General features: G+C 69.5%; 16 protein-coding genes. 15 read left to right on the top strand and 1 reads right to left on the bottom strand.

Features of this window, described 5'->3' with window-relative positions; translation table 11 throughout:
* Positions 1-135: 135 nt before the first annotated feature.
* The 15 genes from LG391_RS17885 to LG391_RS17815 all read left to right on the top strand — a co-directional run bounded on the left by LG391_RS17885 (position 136) and on the right by LG391_RS17815 (position 15,983).
* Positions 136-1,119 (top strand): LacI family DNA-binding transcriptional regulator, encoded by a 984-nt coding sequence (locus LG391_RS17885; RefSeq protein WP_225769398.1) that lies wholly within the window; start codon positions 136-138, stop codon positions 1,117-1,119.
* 82 nt (positions 1,120-1,201) lie between these two features.
* A complete protein-coding gene (locus tag LG391_RS17880; protein WP_225769397.1) occupies positions 1,202-1,552 on the top strand; it encodes a hypothetical protein in 351 nt (116 codons plus the stop codon).
* Between the two features lie 24 nt (positions 1,553-1,576).
* Positions 1,577-2,206 carry a glycine zipper family protein gene (locus LG391_RS17875; RefSeq protein ID WP_225769396.1) on the top strand — a complete coding sequence of 210 codons (630 nt, stop codon included), beginning with the start codon at positions 1,577-1,579 and terminating at the stop codon, positions 2,204-2,206.
* Between the two features lie 176 nt (positions 2,207-2,382).
* Complete coding sequence (locus tag LG391_RS17870) at positions 2,383-2,865, top strand: GNAT family N-acetyltransferase (RefSeq protein ID WP_225769395.1); 483 nt, start codon at positions 2,383-2,385, stop codon at positions 2,863-2,865.
* Positions 2,866-2,927: 62 nt separating this feature from the next.
* Positions 2,928-3,956 carry a glycoside hydrolase family 3 N-terminal domain-containing protein gene (locus LG391_RS17865; RefSeq protein WP_225769394.1) on the top strand — a complete coding sequence of 343 codons (1,029 nt, stop codon included), beginning with the start codon at positions 2,928-2,930 and terminating at the stop codon, positions 3,954-3,956.
* A 79-nt stretch (positions 3,957-4,035) separates the two neighbouring features.
* On the top strand, positions 4,036-5,694 hold the full coding sequence (locus tag LG391_RS17860; RefSeq protein WP_225769393.1) for an ABC transporter substrate-binding protein: 1,659 nt from the start codon (positions 4,036-4,038) through the stop codon (positions 5,692-5,694).
* A 153-nt stretch (positions 5,695-5,847) separates the two neighbouring features.
* A complete protein-coding gene (locus tag LG391_RS17855) occupies positions 5,848-6,825 on the top strand; it encodes an ABC transporter permease (protein WP_225769392.1) in 978 nt (325 codons plus the stop codon).
* A gap of 3 nt (positions 6,826-6,828) precedes the next feature.
* Complete coding sequence (locus LG391_RS17850; RefSeq protein ID WP_225769391.1) at positions 6,829-7,716, top strand: ABC transporter permease; 888 nt, start codon at positions 6,829-6,831, stop codon at positions 7,714-7,716.
* On the top strand, positions 7,713-8,570 hold the full coding sequence (locus tag LG391_RS17845; protein ID WP_225769390.1) for an ABC transporter ATP-binding protein: 858 nt from the start codon (positions 7,713-7,715) through the stop codon (positions 8,568-8,570). Before LG391_RS17850 ends, LG391_RS17845 begins: the two co-directional genes overlap by 4 nt.
* Complete coding sequence (locus LG391_RS17840; protein ID WP_225769389.1) at positions 8,567-9,451, top strand: ABC transporter ATP-binding protein; 885 nt, start codon at positions 8,567-8,569, stop codon at positions 9,449-9,451. Before LG391_RS17845 ends, LG391_RS17840 begins: the two co-directional genes overlap by 4 nt.
* Positions 9,452-9,663: 212 nt before the next feature.
* Complete coding sequence (locus LG391_RS17835) at positions 9,664-10,671, top strand: LacI family DNA-binding transcriptional regulator (RefSeq protein WP_225769388.1); 1,008 nt, start codon at positions 9,664-9,666, stop codon at positions 10,669-10,671.
* Positions 10,672-10,731: 60 nt separating this feature from the next.
* Positions 10,732-11,979: a sugar ABC transporter substrate-binding protein gene (locus LG391_RS17830; RefSeq protein ID WP_225769387.1), complete on the top strand. Its 1,248-nt coding sequence runs from the start codon at positions 10,732-10,734 to the stop codon at positions 11,977-11,979.
* A gap of 238 nt (positions 11,980-12,217) precedes the next feature.
* Entirely contained in the window at positions 12,218-13,147 is a 930-nt protein-coding gene (locus LG391_RS17825; protein ID WP_225769386.1) for a carbohydrate ABC transporter permease, read from the top strand.
* Positions 13,147-14,001: a carbohydrate ABC transporter permease gene (locus LG391_RS17820; protein WP_225769385.1), complete on the top strand. Its 855-nt coding sequence runs from the start codon at positions 13,147-13,149 to the stop codon at positions 13,999-14,001. The genes LG391_RS17825 and LG391_RS17820 overlap by 1 nt, the downstream gene beginning before the upstream one ends.
* Positions 14,002-14,045: 44 nt before the next feature.
* Positions 14,046-15,983: a glycoside hydrolase family 127 protein gene (locus tag LG391_RS17815; protein WP_225769384.1), complete on the top strand. Its 1,938-nt coding sequence runs from the start codon at positions 14,046-14,048 to the stop codon at positions 15,981-15,983.
* Between the two features lie 27 nt (positions 15,984-16,010).
* Here the strand turns inward: LG391_RS17815 and LG391_RS17810 are convergent, their stop codons facing one another.
* On the bottom strand, positions 16,011-16,517 hold the full coding sequence (locus tag LG391_RS17810) for a ferritin-like domain-containing protein (RefSeq protein ID WP_225769383.1): 507 nt from the start codon (positions 16,515-16,517) through the stop codon (positions 16,011-16,013).
* Positions 16,518-16,580 lie beyond the last annotated feature (63 nt).

Genomic DNA, 16,580 nt, shown 5'->3' with positions numbered 1-16,580 from the left:
ACGGCTAGCGAACACTGGAACTGCAGCGCATTCCGTATTTTGACCGGATCGTACAATCGATTACATTGGGGCGTCAACCGCGGAATCGAGGAACGAATATTGTCCTCCCCCACGAATGGGCGGAACCGCACCCGGATGGTCGACATCGCCCGGCTGGCCGGGGTTTCGGTGGCGACGGTCAGCCGGGCGCTGACCGGATCGCCCCTGGTCACGGCGGAGACGCGCGAGCGGATCGAGGCAGCGGTGCGCCAGACCGGCTATGCCGTGAACCCGCTGGCGCGCGGCCTGCGCCGGCAGGAGGCGCGGCAGATCCTGGTGCTGGTGCCGGACATCGCCAACCCGTTCTTCTCCGAGGTGCTGCTGGGGATCGAGGAAGAGGCGGCGGCGCGCGGCTTCAGCATGCTGGTCGGCAACACCGCCAAGGACCCGGCGCGCGAGGATCGGCACGCCGGCCAGATGCTGACCGGCGCGGTCGACGGGCTGATCCTGGTGAACGGCCGGCTGCCGCCCCGACTGCTGCGCGACCGCGACTACGACGGCCGGATCGTGGCGGTGTCGGAGGCCATCCCCGGCGGACGGGTGCCGGTGGTCGGCATCGACAATGCGGCCGCGGCGGCTGCGGTCGTGGCCCATCTGGCCGGGCTGGGGCACCGCCGCATCGGCCACATCGCCGGGCCGGAGAGCAACATCCTGACGCGGCAGCGCCTGGCCGGCTATGAGGCCGGGCTGCGCGCGGCCGGCCTCCGCGAGGAGCCGGACCTGGTCCGCCATGGCGACTTCACCATCCCGAGCGGCGAGTCGGCGATGGCGGCGCTGCTGGATCTCCCTGCCGCGCCGACGGCGGTGTTCTGCAGCAACGACGAGATGGCGATCGGGGCGATCCGGGCGCTGCGCCGGACCGGGCGCGAGGCGCCGCGGGACGTAGCCGTGGCCGGCTTCGACGACATCCAGTTCGCCGGCACCTACGAGCCGCCGCTGACCACGATCCGCCAGCCGCGCCGCCGCATGGGGGCCGAAGCGATGGCGCTGCTGGGCCGCCGCATCGCCGGCGAGCCCGGCGCCGGCGGCGACGTCACCCTGCCCTTCGCGCTGGTGGAGCGGAGGAGCAGCACGGGGTAAGCGCCGGATCCGATCCGCCCTCTTGACGAGAGGCCTGAACACAGCGATGTTCGCGACAATATTCCTTTCAAGGTTGATTTAAATGCGCCGCATTTCACTCCTTGCACTCGCCGCCTTGGCGCTGGGCGCCTGCTCCGTCACCGTCCCCGTCGCCGTGGTTCCCAAGACCGGCCCGGTCATGCGCGGCACCGCCACCGGCTCCCTGGGCGGCGGCAGCTTCACGGTCACCGACGGCAAGCTGACCTGCTCCGGCGAATATGACGCGCTGGACAGTTCCCCGACCCTGCAGATGCCGACCTCCTGCAGCGATGGCCGCAAGGGTCTCGTGACGGCGACCCGCGACTCGAACATGACCGACGGCCGCGGCGTGGTCCGGCTGCAGGACGGGTTCGAGGCGCAGTTCGTGTTCGGCAAATACGCCCAGGGCATCTGACAGACCAGGACGGGGGAGGTTTCCATGCGTGCCAAGCGCTGGGTCGCCGTGTCGGCGGCCGTTGCGATCGTCGTGTCTGGCTGCGGTGCCAAGGGCATCCGGCCGATCATCGACCCCGCCACCTCGGTGGCCGGCGGCGTCAACTACGAGACCGATGTCCAGCAGTGCCAACAGCTGGCGGAGCAGGTGAACCCGTCCGGCCGGCTCGTGGCCGGTTTGCTGCTGGGCGCGGCGCTGGGCGCCGCCTCCGGCGCCCTGATCGGCAATGCCTATAACCGTCCCGGCGCCGGGGCGGCCTACGGCGCCGGGCTGGGCGCCACCTATGGCGGCGTCGCCGGCGGCGCCAGCGGCGCGCAGACGATGCAGGATGTCGTGCGCAACTGCATGTTCCGGCGCGGCTATGCGGTGCTGGAAGGGCCGCAGGGACTGATGTCGAACCCGGTCATCCCGGCCTCGGCCCCGGCGGCGACCGTCCAGCCGGCCGTCGTCCCGGCGACGGCCGCGTCCCAGCCGATCGTCCCCGCCGCAGCGGCCACGGCCGCGCCCGTCGGCGACCCCGGCGTGATCTGCCGGATCGGCAACCTGACCCTGGCGCGATCCACGTCCGCCTGCGCCGCCGCCGGCGGGGTCGCGGTCGCCCCTCTCGCTCGATAGCGGACGGGCCGGCTTCGGCCGGCCCCTTCCCTCTTTCCCGACACGACGGCGCGGGCCCGGCCCGGCGCTGTGCTGCCGCGCTTCCATATTGACGCCGTGCCCGTTCCCGGCTTTAGCTGTTGGAACGCAATAACGTTACATACTTCGTTATTGCGGAATAACAACAGGAGCAGGGAATGGCCGATCTGCTGGTCAAGCTCTACGCGCTGGAGCCACCGACGGGGTCGCGCGCGGCGATGGCCGCCGCCGGCATCACCATCCGCCCCGCCATCGCGCCGGAGAAGCGCGCCGTCGCGCAATGGGTGGAGGAGCGCTTCGGCGACCGCTGGGCCAGCGAGGTCGAGGTCGCCTTCGCCCACCAGCCCGTCGGCTGCCTGGTCGCGGTCCAGGACGGCACCGTGCTGGGATTCGCCTGCCACAACGTCACCGCCATCGGCTTCTTCGGCCCGACCGGCGTCGATCCCGACCAGCGCGGCAAGGGGATCGGCGAAGCGCTGCTGCGCGAGACCATGGAGGCGATGCGCCATCTCGGCCACGCCTATGCCGTCATCGGCGGCGCCGGCCCGGTCGCCTTCTACGAGAAAATCGTCGGAGCCGTCGAGATTCCGGGTTCCACAAGTGGTCTATACCACGGCATGATACGGTCCAGGACGGATTGATCCGGAGGGCGCGGCCCCGATCACGGCGGGCCCGCCCCATCGCAGACATGGGAGGTTCAGACGTGACCGCATCCAGGCCCGGCAGCCCCCTTGCGCTCGTCCTCGGCATCCAGCGGCCGACCCTGTCGGCGGACGAGCTGGCCTTCTTCCGCGAGGCCAACCCCTACGGCCTGTTCCTCGGCCGCCGCAACATGAAGGACCCGCAGCAGCTGCGCGCCCTGTGCGCCGCCTTCCGCGAGGCGGTGGGCCGGCCGGACGCGCCGGTGCTGACCGACCAGGAGGGCGGCCGCGTCTCGCATCTCGATTCCGGCGCCTGGCCGCTGTTCCGCAGCTTCCGCAGCTTCGGCCGGCTGGCGGAGCGCGACCTGGCCGCCGCCAGGCGCGCCATCCGCCTGTCCTCGGTCGCCATGGGCCGGATGATGCGCGAGGTGGGGCTGAACAGCGCCTGCTCGCCCGTCCTCGACCTGCTGCTGCCCGGCGCCGACGCGGTGATCGGCGAGCGCGCCTTCGGCGGCGACCCGGAGCTGGTGGCCGCGCTGGGCCGCGAGGTGGTGGACGGCTTCATCGAGGTCGGGCTGATGCCGGTGATGAAGCACATCCCCGGCCATGGCCGCGCCACCGAGGACAGCCACAAGACCCGGCCGGTGGTCACGGCGGACGCCGCGACCCTGGACGCCACCGACTTCCTGCCTTTCGCCCGGCTGCGCGACACGCCCTGGGCGATGGTCAGCCACGTCGTCTACAGCGCCTTCGACCCCGACCGGCCGGCCTCGGTGTCGCCGGTGATCACGCAGGAGGTGATCCGCGGCCGCCTGGGCTTCGCGGGCGTGCTGATCTCCGACTGCGTGTTCATGAACTCGCTGCAGGGCGAGGTGCACGACCGCGTCGCCCAGGTGCTGGACGGCGGCTGCGACATCGCCCTGCACTGCCATGGCGAACTGCCGGAGATGCGGCGCGCCGCCGCCCGGGCCCGGCCGCTGGACGACGCCGCGGTCGCCCGGCTGGAGGCGGCGGAGCGGCGCCTGGGTGCCGCCCCGGCCGACGTCGCGGCGCTGCACGCCGAGGTCGAGGCCCTGCTGGCCGCGGCCTGACCGGACCGGCCGCCGGCCCGTCCCGCGGGGCCGGCGCATCGACGATCAACGATAAGACACACGCATGGAGGCCAATGTCATGAGGCAGAAGAAGTCGGCATTCCTGCTCGCGGCCGCGCTGCTGGCGGCGTCGAGCACCGCGGCCCTCGCCCAGTCCACCCTGTCGATGCTGATCGAGGAGGAGACGAACTGGGTGCGGAACTTCAACCCGTTCAACCGCACCGCGTACCGCCAGAGCACGATGGATTTCATCTACGAGCCGCTGGTCGTGTTCAGCAAGGTGCAGAACAACAAGCCGTATTTCCGGCTGGCCACGGCGATGGCCCTGGCGGACGACCTGAAGGCGGTGACCTTCGACCTGCGCGAGAATGTGCAGTGGTCGGACGGCAAGCCCTTCACCGCCGACGACGTGGTGTTCAGCTTCGAGCTGATGAAGAAGTTCCCGGCGCTGGACTTCAACAGCATCTGGCAGGTGATCGACGGCGTCGAGAAGCTGAGCCCGACCAAGGTGAGGTTCACCTTCAAGGAGCCGACCGCGCTGGGGCCGGAGAAGATCGTCGAGATGCCGATCATCGCCCAGCATGCCTGGAAGGACGTGGCCGACCCGGTGACCTTCCTGAACGAGAATCCCGTCGGCACCGGGCCGATGACCGAGATCGCCCGCTTCACCCCGCAGGTCTATGAGCAGTGCCGCAACCCGCATTACTGGGACGCGGCGACGCTGAAGGTGGACTGCCTGCGCTTCCCGCAGATCGCCACCAACGACCAGGCCCTCGCCGCGGCCACGGCCGGCGAGCTGGACTGGTTCGCCTCCTTCCTGCCGGACATCGACAAGACCTATGTCGCCGCCGACAAGGACCATCACGGCTACTGGTTCCCGCCGGGCAGCCTGGTCGCGGTGATCATGAACCTGGAAAGCGAGAATCCGGTCCACCGCAAAGCGTTCGACAATGTCGACTTCCGCCGCGCCGTCAGCATGGCGATGGACCGCGAGGCCATGGTCAACGTCGCCGGCTATGGCTATCCGACGCTGAACGACGACCCCGGCACCTTCGGCAAGCGCTTCGAGAGCTGGGCCGATCCGCAGGTGAAGGAGAAATTCGGCAAGTACACCCAGTACGACCTGGAGGCGGCGAAGGCGCTGCTGGACCAGGCCGGCTTCAAGGACAAGGACGGCGACGGCTTCCGCGACACGCCGGACGGCGAGAAGCTGAGCTTCGACCTGATCGTGCCGAATGGCTGGACCGACTGGATCAGCACCTCGCAGATCGCGATCGAGGGCCTCAACCAGATCGGCATCGACGTCAAGCTGGCGACGCCGGACGGCGCGGCCTGGCGCCAGAGCCTGCTGGACGGCAAGTTCGACATGGCGCTGAACTCCTGGTACGTCGGCGCCACCCCCTACTACCAGCTGGACGACGCCTTCCATTCCCGCAACAAGGGCAAGACCCGGTTCACGGCGCAGCGCTTCTTCGATCCGAAGCTGGACCAGCTGCTGGACGCCTATACCCAGACCACCGACGACGCCAAGCGCAAGGACCTCTTGGACCAGGCGCAGCTGCTGCTGGCGGAGAAGCTGCCGGTAGTCGTGATCTACAACAACCCGATCTGGTACGAGTACAACTCGAAGCGGTTCACCGGCTGGGCCACCGCCGACAACCCCTTCGTCAGCCCGCAGAACTACGACCCCAACCACGAGCGGCTGCTGCACCTGCTGGCGCTGAAGCCGGTGCAGTAGTCGAGGCCAGTCCCCTCTTCTGTCATTGCCGGGCTTGACCCGGCAATCCCGAGAGCGTCGACAACCTCTGGATGCCCGGGTCAAGCCCGGGCATGACAGCGGGGGGAATGCGGTACCATCACAGCCCGCCCATCAGCCGGATGACCTGACCACATGGCCTTCGTCGGCAGACGACTGTTCTTCTACCTGGTCGCCTTCCTGGTGGCCGCGAGCATCAACTTCCTGATCCCGCGGCTGATGCCGGGCGACCCGATCGACATCATGTTCTCGCAGTCCGGCACCCGGCTGTCGGTCGAGAACCTGGCGGCGCTGAAAGCCACCTTCGGCTTCGTCGATGGCCCGCTGTGGCAGCAGTACCTGACCTATCTCGGCAGCGTCTTCACTGGCGACCTCGGCGTCTCGGTGAAGTACTTCCCCACCCCCGTCTCCGACGTGCTGGGCCGCGCCCTGGTCTGGACCCTGGTGCTGATGGGCGGGGCGACGCTGCTCAGCTTCGCCCTCGGCACGCTGCTCGGCATCATCGCCGCTTGGCGCCGCGGCAGCCGCTTCGACGTCGCGGTGTCGACCACCGCCATCGTCTCCACCGCCACCCCGGCGGTGGTGGTGGCGCTGTTCGGACTGTTCGTCTTCGGCTTCACCCTGCAGTGGTTCCCGACCGGCTACGCCGCCGACACCTCGATCGACCCCGCCTTCTCCGCCGAATACATCCTCAGCGTGCTGTACCACGCCGCCCTGCCGGTCGCGACGCTGTCGGTGGTGCTGACCGGGGACTTCCTGGTGACCATGCGCAACAACATGATCAACCTGCTGGGCGAGGACTACATCACCATGGGCCGGGCCAAGGGCCTGGCCGACCGGCGGGTGATGCTGATGTACGGCGCCCGCAACGCCCTTCTGCCCGGCATCACCAGCCTGGCGATCGCCATCGGTAAGATCCTGGGCGGGTCGCTGGTGACCGAGGTGGTGTTCAACTATCCCGGCCTCGGCAACACCCTCTACAAGGCGATCCTGGGGCGCGACTATCCGGTGATCCAGGGCCAGCTCCTGATCATGACCCTGGCCATGCTGGCCGCGAACTTCCTGGCCGACATCGCCTATGCCCGGCTCGATCCCCGGCTGCGCAGGAGCTGAGAGATGCGGATGATCCTGGCCGCTCTGTCCAACCGCAAGGCCGCGATCGGCCTCGTCATCGTCACCTTCCTGGTGGTGATGGCGCTGATCGCGCCGCTGCTGACCGACTACAACCCGTCGCGACGGGTCGGCCGGCCGCACGAGCCGCCCTCGGCCACCCATGTGCTGGGCACCACCCGCAACGGCTACGACGTCTTCGCCCAGCTGGCCTACGGCGCCCGCACCTCTCTGGCCGTCGGCTTCGGCGCCGGCCTGCTGATCACCGTGATCGGCACCGCGGTCGGCATCGCCGCGGGCTATCTCGGCGGCAAGGTCGACGAGGCGCTGAACTTCGCCACCAATGTCGTGCTGGTGATCCCCAACCTGCCCCTGCTGCTGGTGCTGGCCGCCTTCATCGGCCAGGCCAGCCCGCTGGTCATCGCCCTGATCATCGGCGCCACATCCTGGGCCTGGGGGGCGCGGGTGACCCGGGCCCAGACCTTCGCGCTCCGGGAGAAGGAGTTCGTGCGCTCGGCCGAGATGATCGGCGAGCCGCGCTGGCGCATCATGCTGGTCGAGCTGCTGCCGAACCTGGTGTCGATCGTCGGCATCAACTTCATCGGCAGCGTGATCTATTCCGTGATCACGGAGGCGACGCTGGAGTTCCTCGGCCTGGGCGACCCGCAGACCATCTCCTGGGGCATCATGCTGTTCAACGCCCAGAACGCCTCGGCCATGGCGGTCGGGGCGTGGTGGGAGCTGCTGTCGCCCTGCGCCGTGCTGGCCCTGCTGGGCGCCGGCCTGTCGCTGCTGAACTTCGCCATCGACGAGGTCGCCAACCCGCAGCTGCGCATCGGCCGGTCGATGGCGCGCTGGAAGCGACTGGCCCGGCTGCGGGAGGCGCGGCCGTGAGCCCGGATGTGACCGCGGCGCCGCCGCCCGAGCCGCTGCTGTCGGTGCGCGGCCTGACCATCGACTATGTCGGCGACCGCGGCGACTTCCGGGCGGTCGACGACGTCAGCTTCGACATCGGCCGCGGCGAGGTGTTCGGTCTGGCCGGCGAATCCGGCTGCGGCAAGAGCACCATCGCCTTCGCCATCACCCGGCTGCACAAGCCGCCGGCGCTGATCAGCGGCGGCGACATCCGCTTCGACGGGCAGGACGTGCTGCGCCTGGACGGCGAGGCGCTGCGCCGCTTCCGCTGGCGCGAGGTCGGCATGGTGTTCCAGAGCGCGATGAACGCGCTGAACCCGGTGCTGACGGTCGAGGCCCAGTTCCGCGACGTGCTGGCCGCCCACACCGGCTGCGGCCGGGCCGAGGCGCATGACCGCGCGGTCGAGCTGATGCGCATGGTCGACATCGACCCGGCGCGGCTGCGCGACTATCCGCACCAGTTCTCCGGCGGCATGCGCCAGCGCATCGTCATCGCCATCTGCCTGGCGCTGAACCCGAAGCTGATCGTGATGGACGAGCCGACCACGGCGCTCGACGTCGTGGTCCAGCGCGAGATCCTCCAGCAGATCGACGGGCTGCGGCGACAGCTGGGCTTCTCGATCCTGTTCATCACCCACGACCTGAGCCTGATGGTGCAGTTCTGCGACCGCATCGGCGTGATGCTGAAGGGCCGGCTGGTCGAGGTCGGCGCGGCGCAGCAGATCTTCCGCGCGCCCGCCCACGACTACACGCGGAAGCTCTGGGCCTCCTTCCCCTCGGTGCACGGGGCCCGGCGCACGGCGCTGCAGGATGCCGCGGAGGCGACGCCATGACCCCCCTCCTCGCCCTCGAGCGCGTCGGCAAGCGCTTCGGCCCGCTGCAGGCGCTGGACGACGTCTCCATCGATCTCCATGCCGGCCGGGCCCTGGCGTTGGTCGGCGAATCCGGCAGCGGCAAGACCACCTGCGCCCGCATCCTTATGCTGCAGCACCAGCCCACCAGCGGCCGGGTGCTGTTCCGCGGCCGCGATGTCGCCGCGCTGGACGGCAAGGCCGAGCTGCTGGCCTATCGCCGGGCGGTGCAGATGGTGTTCCAGGACCCCTTCGGGTCGCTGAACCCGGTGCACACCATCTTCCACCACATCGCACGCCCCCTCGCCCTCCATGCCGGCCTGGCCGACCGCAAGGCGCTGCGCGCCCGGGTGATGGAGCTGCTGGCGGCGGTGGAGCTGGACCCCGAAAGCACCGCGCCGAAATACCCGCACCAGCTGTCCGGCGGACAGCGGCAGCGGGTCAACATCGCCCGCACCCTGGCGGTCGGCGCCGAGGTGGTGCTGGCGGACGAGCCGACCTCGATGCTCGACGTTTCGATCCGGCTCGGCGTGCTCAACCTGCTGGAGCGGATGAAGCGCGAGCGCGGCATGGCCTTCCTCTACATCACCCACGACATCGCCACGGCGCGCTACGTCGCCGAGGAGATCGCGGTGATGTATGCCGGCCGCATCGTCGAATGGGGCGACACCGGCGCGGTGATCGATGCGCCGCAGCATCCCTACACCCGGCTGCTGCTCTCCGCCGTGCCGGACCCGGAGCGGCCGTTCCACGGCGAGGCCTCGCAGCTGCAGGCCGACCTCGTCGCCCAGGCCCGCGATGCCGCCCGTGCGGCCGGCGGCGTGCGTCAGATCGCCGGCAACCACTTCGTCCGCGCCGCCTGACCGGCGGCCGGACGGCCTCCTCCCCCGGCCCCACGATTCAGGCTTGTCGTCGCCTGCCGATTTCGCTTACCGTGTTTGAGAAAACGGTTTCTCATATCGAAAAACAAACGTCACGAAGTTGACAAGAGAAACCACTTTCTCAACAAGGCGCGACCGGGCTCGGCATGGACCAGAGGTCACCACGATCCGCTCCGAACGGGCCCGGCCGGCCGGTGACGCTGCGTGACGTGGCGCGGGCCGCCGGGGTCAGCGTCGCCACCGCGTCGAAGGCGCTGAACGGCCAGGGCCGGATGGCCGACGAGACGCGCGAGCGGATCCGGCAGACGGCGAAGGCGCTGGGCTTCCGCCCGAACGGGCTGGCGCAGAGCCTGTCGCGGCAGCGCAGCTTCACCGTCGGCCTGCTGACCAACGACACCTATGGCCGCTTCACCCTGCCGGTGATGGCCGGCATCTCCGACGCGCTGGTCGACAACGGCGTCTCGGTCTTCCTGTGCAACATCGAGGACGATCCGCGGCTGGCCCAGACCCATGTCGACGCCATGCTGGAGAAGCGGGTCGACGGCATCATCGCCTCGGGCAAGCGCATCGACCGCCACCTGCCGGTCGACCTGTCGAACCTGGGCATCCCGGTGATCTATGCCTTCACCGAGCCCGATCCGGACTCGATCGGCTTCGTCTCCGACGACGAGGCCGGCGCCCGGCTGGCGGTCGAGCATCTGGCCCGGCTGGGCCGGCGGCGCATCGCCCATGTCACCGGCCCGTCCAGCTTCCGCGTCGTGCACCAGCGGGCCAGGGCCTATCGCGACGTGCTGCGCGAGGCGGGGCTGGATGAGCCCGAGCAGGGGGTGCTGACCGGCCAGTGGACCGAAGGCTGGGGGCACGAGGCCGCCGGCTACATGTTCGATGGCATCGGCCGCCCGCCCGACGCGGTGTTCTGCGGCAACGACCAGATCGCCCGCGGCGTCGTCGACGCGCTGCGCGAGCGTGGCCGCCGCGTGCCCGACGACGTCGCCGTGATCGGCTTCGACAATTGGGAGATCGTCGCCGCCGCGACCCGCCCGCCGCTGACCACGGTCGACATGAACCTGAAGGACCTCGGCCGCGAGGCCGGGCTGACCCTGCTGAAGCTGGTCGACCGCGAGCCGATCGAGCCGGGCATCCGCAAGCTGCCCTGCCGGCTGGTGGTGCGGGCGTCCTGCGGCGCCCCGTTCGACGGCTGACGCCCGGCCGCACCGACAAGGCCGCCCTGAAGGACGGCCGCAACCGAGGGAGGACACGAGATGAAGCGTCTGTTGCAGCGCCTGGCCGGGGGCATCGCCCTTCTGGCCCTCACCGTCTCCGCCGCTTCGGCGGAGACCTTCACCCTGTGGGTGCGATCCGACGGGTCGAACTTCATGCCCCGCATCGTCGAGGCCTTCAACCAGAGCCACGAGGACAAGGCCGAGCTGCAGATCGTGCCGACCGCGGAGCTGGTGCAGAAATACGCCACCGCGGCGGCCGGCGGCCAGGCGCCGGACGCGCTGTCGCTGGACCTGATCTACACCCCGTCCTTCGCCGCCGCCGGCCAGCTCGAGGACATCACCGACTGGGCGAAGTCCCTGCCCTATTTCGACAAGCTGTCGCCGGCGCATGTGAAGACCGGCACCTACAAGGACCGGATCTACGGCCTGCCCTATTCCGCCGACAGCTCGGTCCTGATCTGGAACAAGAAGCTGTTCCGCCAGGCCGGCCTCGACCCTGACAAGGGTCCGGCCAACTGGGCCGAGATCGCGGCGGCGGCGGAGAAGGTCGCGGCGCTGGGCGGCGACGTCAAGGGCTTCTACTTCTCCGGCGCCTGCGGCGGCTGCAACATCTTCACCTTCACGCCGCTGATCTGGGCCAGCGGCGGCGACATCCTGACCGAGGACGGCAGCAAGGCGACCCTCGACACGCCCCAGATGCGCGACGCCATCGCCTTCTACCGCGACATGGTCCAGAAGGGGCTGGTGCCGGAGGGGGCGCGGACCGACACCGGGTCGAACTTCTTCGCCGCCTTCGCCCGCGGCAATATCGGCCTGGCCCCGTCCGGCGCCTTCGCCATCGGCGCCTTGAACACGCAGTTCCCGGACATCGAGTACGGCGTCACCTTCCTGCCGGGGAAGACCGGCGGCTGGTCGTCCTTCGCCGGCGGCGACAACTTCGTGGTCACCAAGGGCACCACCAAGCTGAAGGCGATCAAGGCCTTCCTCGACTTCTCCTATTCGCTGGAGGGGCAGACCCTCTTGGCCCGCTACGGCAGCCTGCCGGTGCGCGGCGACATCTCGGCCGAGGCGCTGAAGGACCTCGACCCCCGCTACAGGATCGCGGCGCGGGCGATGGAAAAGGGCCGGACGCCCTATTCCGTGGTCTTCAACGACATCATCAACAGCATGAACAGCCCCTGGGTGCAGATGGTGAACGAGGTGTTCTTCGGCGACGACGTCGACGGCTCGCTCGCCACCGCCCAGGAGACGATGCAGGGCATCATCGACAGCGCCCCCGGGAACTGAGGGCGGTGATGGCCTGCTCCTTCCCCATGGGAGCCCGGCTCTTATCGGTGGCACCGCTCCCCCTCACCCTCCCGTCGCCTTCGGCGCCGGGCCCCTCCCTCTCCCCGAGGAGAGGGAAAGGGACACAGCGCCAAATTACCTCTCCCCCGGGGAGAGGTCGAAATCGCGCAGCGATTTCGGGTGAGGGGGTGGCGCCGGCCTCGCCGCACAAGCCGATCCGCTTAGGAGGGAGACCGGCATGATCTCCACGACCGAGGCCGCCGGCACGATCACGAGGACGAGAGCCCACCGCCGCCCTATCCGCCGGCACCAGTGGGCCGGCCTCCTCTTCGTGCTGCCGGCGGTGGCGCTGGTGGTGGTGTTCTTCGTCGTGCCGCTGGCGATGACGGCGTGGATGTCGCTGCACAACTGGCCGCTGATGGGCGCGTCGCGCTTCATCGGCCTCGACAACTACCTCGCCATCACCCGCGACACCCGGTTCTGGAGCGCGCTGCGCTTCACCGCTCTCTACACCGTCGTCGTCACCGTCGCGATCTTCGCCGCCGCCTTCCCGCTGGCGCTGTTCGTGGAGAAGCCGCGACCCTTCGGCGGCTTCTACCGCACCGCCTATTTCCTGCCGGTGGTGGTCGGCTTCGCCTCGGCCAGCCTGCTGTGGGCCTGGCTGCTGAACGTCGATGCCGGGCTGTTCAGCCCGGCGGGCGAGGCGCTGGGGCTGACCCGAGGCCGGGTCAACCTTCTGGCCGATTTCGACCCGGCCTTCTGGTCGATCATCGCCATGGTGGTGTGGAAGGTCGCCGGCTTCACCATGGTGATCCTGATGACCGGGCTGCAGGGCATCCCGGCCGACTACCTGGAAGCGGCGAAGATCGACGGCGCCGGCCCTTGGGCCCGGTTCCGGCGCATCACCCTGCCGCTGATGCGCCGGACCATCGCGCTGGCGCTGATCCTGTCGGTCACCGGATCGATGCTGGCCTTCGACCAGTTCTACATCATCCTCGGCGGCGGCCCGCGCAACCAGACCGTCACCGCCGTCTACTGGATCTTCAACCAGTCTTTCGTCTCGTTCCGCCTGGGCTACGGCGCGGCGCTGTCGATGGTGCTGCTGGCCATCCTGCTGGTCCTGAGCGTGATCCAGCTGCGCCTCCTGCGCCATCCGGAGGGCGAGTGATGGGCACGGCCGTGCCGCTGCGCCGGGCCGCCCCCGGCGTCCTGCTGCAGGCCGCGGCGCTGATCGCCGCCCTGCTGTTCCTGGCCCCGATCGCCTGGACCATGCTGGCCAGCCTGAAGCCGGCGTCGGAAGCCAACCTGCCGCCGCTGCCGCCCTGGCCGAGCGCGGGCTGGAGCACCGACAGCTACGCGGCGCTCGATGCTTTCGGCGCCGGCATCGGCCATTACGCCGGCAACAGCCTGACCGTCGCCCTGGCCACCGCCGCCGTCACCTCGATCGTCAGCCTGCTCGGCGGCTACGGCTTCTCGCGCTTCCGCTTCCCGCTGAAGAACGTGCTGTTCGTGCTGGTGATCGCCACGATCATGATCCCCTTCCAGTCGATCCTGACGCCGCTGTTCCTGCTGCTGACCAAGCTGGGGCTGCAGAACACGTTGGCCGGGCTGGTGCTGATCTACGTCACGCTGCAGCTGCCCTTCTCGATCTTCATGATGCGCAACGCCTTCGACGCGGTGCCGCGCGAGATCGAGGAGGCGGCGCGGATCGACGGCGCCGGCAGCCTGCAGCTGCTGGCCCGGGTGATGCTGCCGCTGGTGTTCCCCGGCATCGTCACCGTGGCGCTGTTCGCCTTCCTGGCGGCCTGGAACGAGTTCCTGGCGGCGCTGATCCTGCTGACCGATCAGGACAAGTTCACCCTGCCGATCCTGATGACCGCCGTCCGCTCCGGCCGCTTCGGCGCCGTGAACTGGGGCGCGGTGCAGGCCGGCGTCACCGTCATGATGATCCCCTGCCTGATCCTGTTCCTCGCCCTGCAGCGCTTCTACATCCGCGGCCTGACGGCCGGCGCGGTGAAATAGGCGCGAGCATTCCCTGACCGACCGATCGATCGATGGAGTTCCGGATGACCGCCGACCTCGCCCCCGCCGCCGATGCTGCGCCCCGCGCCCGCTTCCGCCCGCCCGCCGTGCCGCAGGTCGAGGTCCGTGGCTTCTGGGGCGCCCGCATCGACGCCGTCTGCGCGAAGACCGCCGACACCCTCTACCAACGCTGCGAGGAGGCCGGGATGCTACAGCAGATCGACCCCAACGCTCCGTCGCCGGGGGGGAAAATCCCCTTCCATGGCGGGCTGGTCACCGCCCAGATGTTCTGGGATTCGGACTTAGGCAAGGTGATCGAGACCGCGGCCTACTGCCTGCAGCGCACGCCGAATCCGGAGCTGGAGCGCAAGGTCGACCACGTCATCGACCTGTACGGCCGGCTGCAGCAGCCCGACGGCTATCTCAACAGCTGGTACCAGCGGATCGAGCCGGGGCTGCGCTGGACCAATCTGCGCGACTGCCACGAGCTGTACTGCGCCGGCCACCTGATCGAGGGCGCCGTCGCCTACTTCCAGGCCACCGGCAAGCGCAAGCTGCTGGACATCATGTGCCGGTACATGGACCACGTCGCCACGGTGCTCGGCACCGGCCCGGGCCAGAAGCGCGGCTATTGCGGCCATGAGGAGATCGAGCTGGCGCTGGTCAAGCTGGCCCGCGTCACCGGGGAACAGAAATACATGGACCTGGCCAGGTACTTCATCGACGAGCGCGGCCGGCAGCCGCATTTCTACGACGCCGAGGCGCGCGAGCACGGCCGCGACCCGAACGACTACGTGTTCAAGACCTATGAGTACAACCAGTCGCACCTGCCGGTGCGGGAGCAGGACAAGGTCGTCGGCCACGCCGTCCGCGCCATGTATCTGTACAGCGGCATGGCCGACATCGCGATGGAATACGGGGACGACAGCCTGCGCCTGGCGCTGGAGCGGCTGTGGCGCGACCTGACGAGCAAGCGCTTCTACGTCACCGGCGGCCTCGGCCCCTCCGCCGACAACGAAGGCTTCACCGCCGATTACGACCTGCCGAACGAGAGCGCCTATGCCGAGACCTGCGCCGCGGTCGGCCTCGTGTTCTGGGCCGGCCGCATGCTCGGCCTCGGCCCCGATGCACGCTATGCCGATATGATGGAGCTGGCGCTGTACAACGGCGCCTCCTCCGGCCTGTCGCTGGACGGCGCCACCTTCTTCTACGAGAACCCGCTGGAGAGCCGCGGCGGGCACCATCGCTGGACCTGGCACCGCTGCCCCTGCTGCCCGCCCAACATCGCCCGGCTCACCGCGTCGATCGGCAGCTACATGTATGGCCAGTCGGAGGATGGAATCGCCGTCCATCTCTACGGCGACAGCACCGCGACGCTGGACGTCGCCGGCGGCAAGGTGCGGCTGGTGCAGGAGACGCGCTATCCCTGGGACGGCGCCATCGCGCTGACGGTCGAACCAGAGGCGCCGGCCGGCTTCACCCTGCATCTGCGCGTTCCCGGCTGGTGCCGGAAGGCAGCGCTGTCGGTCAATGGCGAGGCGCAGGACCTCGCGGCCGTCACCCGCAACGGCTACGCGGCCCTCACCCGGCGCTGGGCGGCCGGCGACACGGTGCGGCTAGAACTGGAGCTGGCGGTCGAGCGGATCCACGCCCATCCGGAGATCCGGCACGACGCCGGCCGGGCCGCGATCCGGCGCGGACCGCTGGTCTACTGCCTGGAGGGCGTCGACAACGGCGTGCCGCTCAACAGCCTGGTGCTGCCGGCGGATGCGAAGCTGACCCCGCGCGAGGAGCCCGGCCTGCTGGGCGGGGTGGTGACCCTGGAGGGACAGGCCCGGGCGCAGCCCGTGTCGGATTGGGGCGACGACCTCTATCGCACCGCCCCGCCGCCCGAGCATCCGGTCCGGATCAAGGCCGTGCCCTACTACGCCTGGGACAACCGCGACCCCGGGGAGATGCTGGTCTGGGTGCGGACGGCCTGACCGGCCGCCGCACCCGACCGGCCGGGGTCAGCGCTTGGCGGTGACCCCGACCTCGGAGCGGCTCATATACTCCTGGGTCAGGGCCGGCATCTGCTGCCAGATCCAGTCTCCCATCGCCTCCTCCTCGGCCTGGATGCGCTCGCAGGTCTCGGCGATGCCGGGCTCGCCGGCCTCGCGGGCGGCGGCCGCCAGCATGCGGTAGCTGCCGGCCTCGAACTGCTCGAAGGAGTAGCTGCCGAGTGCGTGCTTCAGCACCTCGTCCTCGGTCATGGAGTGGAACAGGCCCTGGATGTTGGCGATGGTCTTCTGGGCCAGGACCTTGAGGTCGGACGGGTCGGCGCCGAGCTTCGCCAGGCAGTCCTCCACATCCTCCCGCTGCCGTTTGGTCTGCTGCAGATGCTCCTGCACCTTCGCCTTGGCCTCGGGATAGGTCTCGAGCCGGTCGATCTGCGTCTCCAGAAGGGACACCGCCTGGCTCTCCATGGCGTAGGCGTCGCGCAACCAATGCGTCAGATGCTCTCTCGGATCGGTCATCGCACTCTCCTGTCGCTTCGATACGTCTTGAAGGCTCAACAGCGTTGCGCCGGGACCCGTTCG

It is taken from the genome of Inquilinus sp. Marseille-Q2685 (assembly GCF_916619195.1).
In the GTDB taxonomy this organism is placed as follows: domain Bacteria; phylum Pseudomonadota; class Alphaproteobacteria; order DSM-16000; family Inquilinaceae; genus Inquilinus.
Note: the sequence above shows the minus strand (reverse complement) of the source record. Positions and strands in the feature narration are given on the sequence as shown.

What these genes read in the sequence shown, in the direction of transcription:
- LG391_RS17855 (WP_225769392.1), top strand. Translation starts at nt 5,848, where the DNA reads ATGGCCTTCGTCGGCAGACGACTGTTCTTCTACCTGGTCGCCTTCCTG.
- LG391_RS17860 (WP_225769393.1), top strand. Translation starts at nt 4,036, where the DNA reads ATGAGGCAGAAGAAGTCGGCATTCCTGCTCGCGGCCGCGCTGCTGGCG.
- LG391_RS17810 (WP_225769383.1), bottom strand. Translation starts at nt 16,517, where the DNA reads ATGACCGATCCGAGAGAGCATCTGACGCATTGGTTGCGCGACGCCTAC.
- LG391_RS17870 (WP_225769395.1), top strand. Translation starts at nt 2,383, where the DNA reads ATGGCCGATCTGCTGGTCAAGCTCTACGCGCTGGAGCCACCGACGGGG.
- LG391_RS17885 (WP_225769398.1), top strand. Translation starts at nt 136, where the DNA reads ATGGTCGACATCGCCCGGCTGGCCGGGGTTTCGGTGGCGACGGTCAGC.
- LG391_RS17830 (WP_225769387.1), top strand. Translation starts at nt 10,732, where the DNA reads ATGAAGCGTCTGTTGCAGCGCCTGGCCGGGGGCATCGCCCTTCTGGCC.
- LG391_RS17850 (WP_225769391.1), top strand. Translation starts at nt 6,829, where the DNA reads ATGCGGATGATCCTGGCCGCTCTGTCCAACCGCAAGGCCGCGATCGGC.
- LG391_RS17880 (WP_225769397.1), top strand. Translation starts at nt 1,202, where the DNA reads ATGCGCCGCATTTCACTCCTTGCACTCGCCGCCTTGGCGCTGGGCGCC.
- LG391_RS17815 (WP_225769384.1), top strand. Translation starts at nt 14,046, where the DNA reads ATGACCGCCGACCTCGCCCCCGCCGCCGATGCTGCGCCCCGCGCCCGC.
- LG391_RS17825 (WP_225769386.1), top strand. Translation starts at nt 12,218, where the DNA reads ATGATCTCCACGACCGAGGCCGCCGGCACGATCACGAGGACGAGAGCC.
- LG391_RS17820 (WP_225769385.1), top strand. Translation starts at nt 13,147, where the DNA reads ATGGGCACGGCCGTGCCGCTGCGCCGGGCCGCCCCCGGCGTCCTGCTG.
- LG391_RS17840 (WP_225769389.1), top strand. Translation starts at nt 8,567, where the DNA reads ATGACCCCCCTCCTCGCCCTCGAGCGCGTCGGCAAGCGCTTCGGCCCG.
- LG391_RS17875 (WP_225769396.1), top strand. Translation starts at nt 1,577, where the DNA reads ATGCGTGCCAAGCGCTGGGTCGCCGTGTCGGCGGCCGTTGCGATCGTC.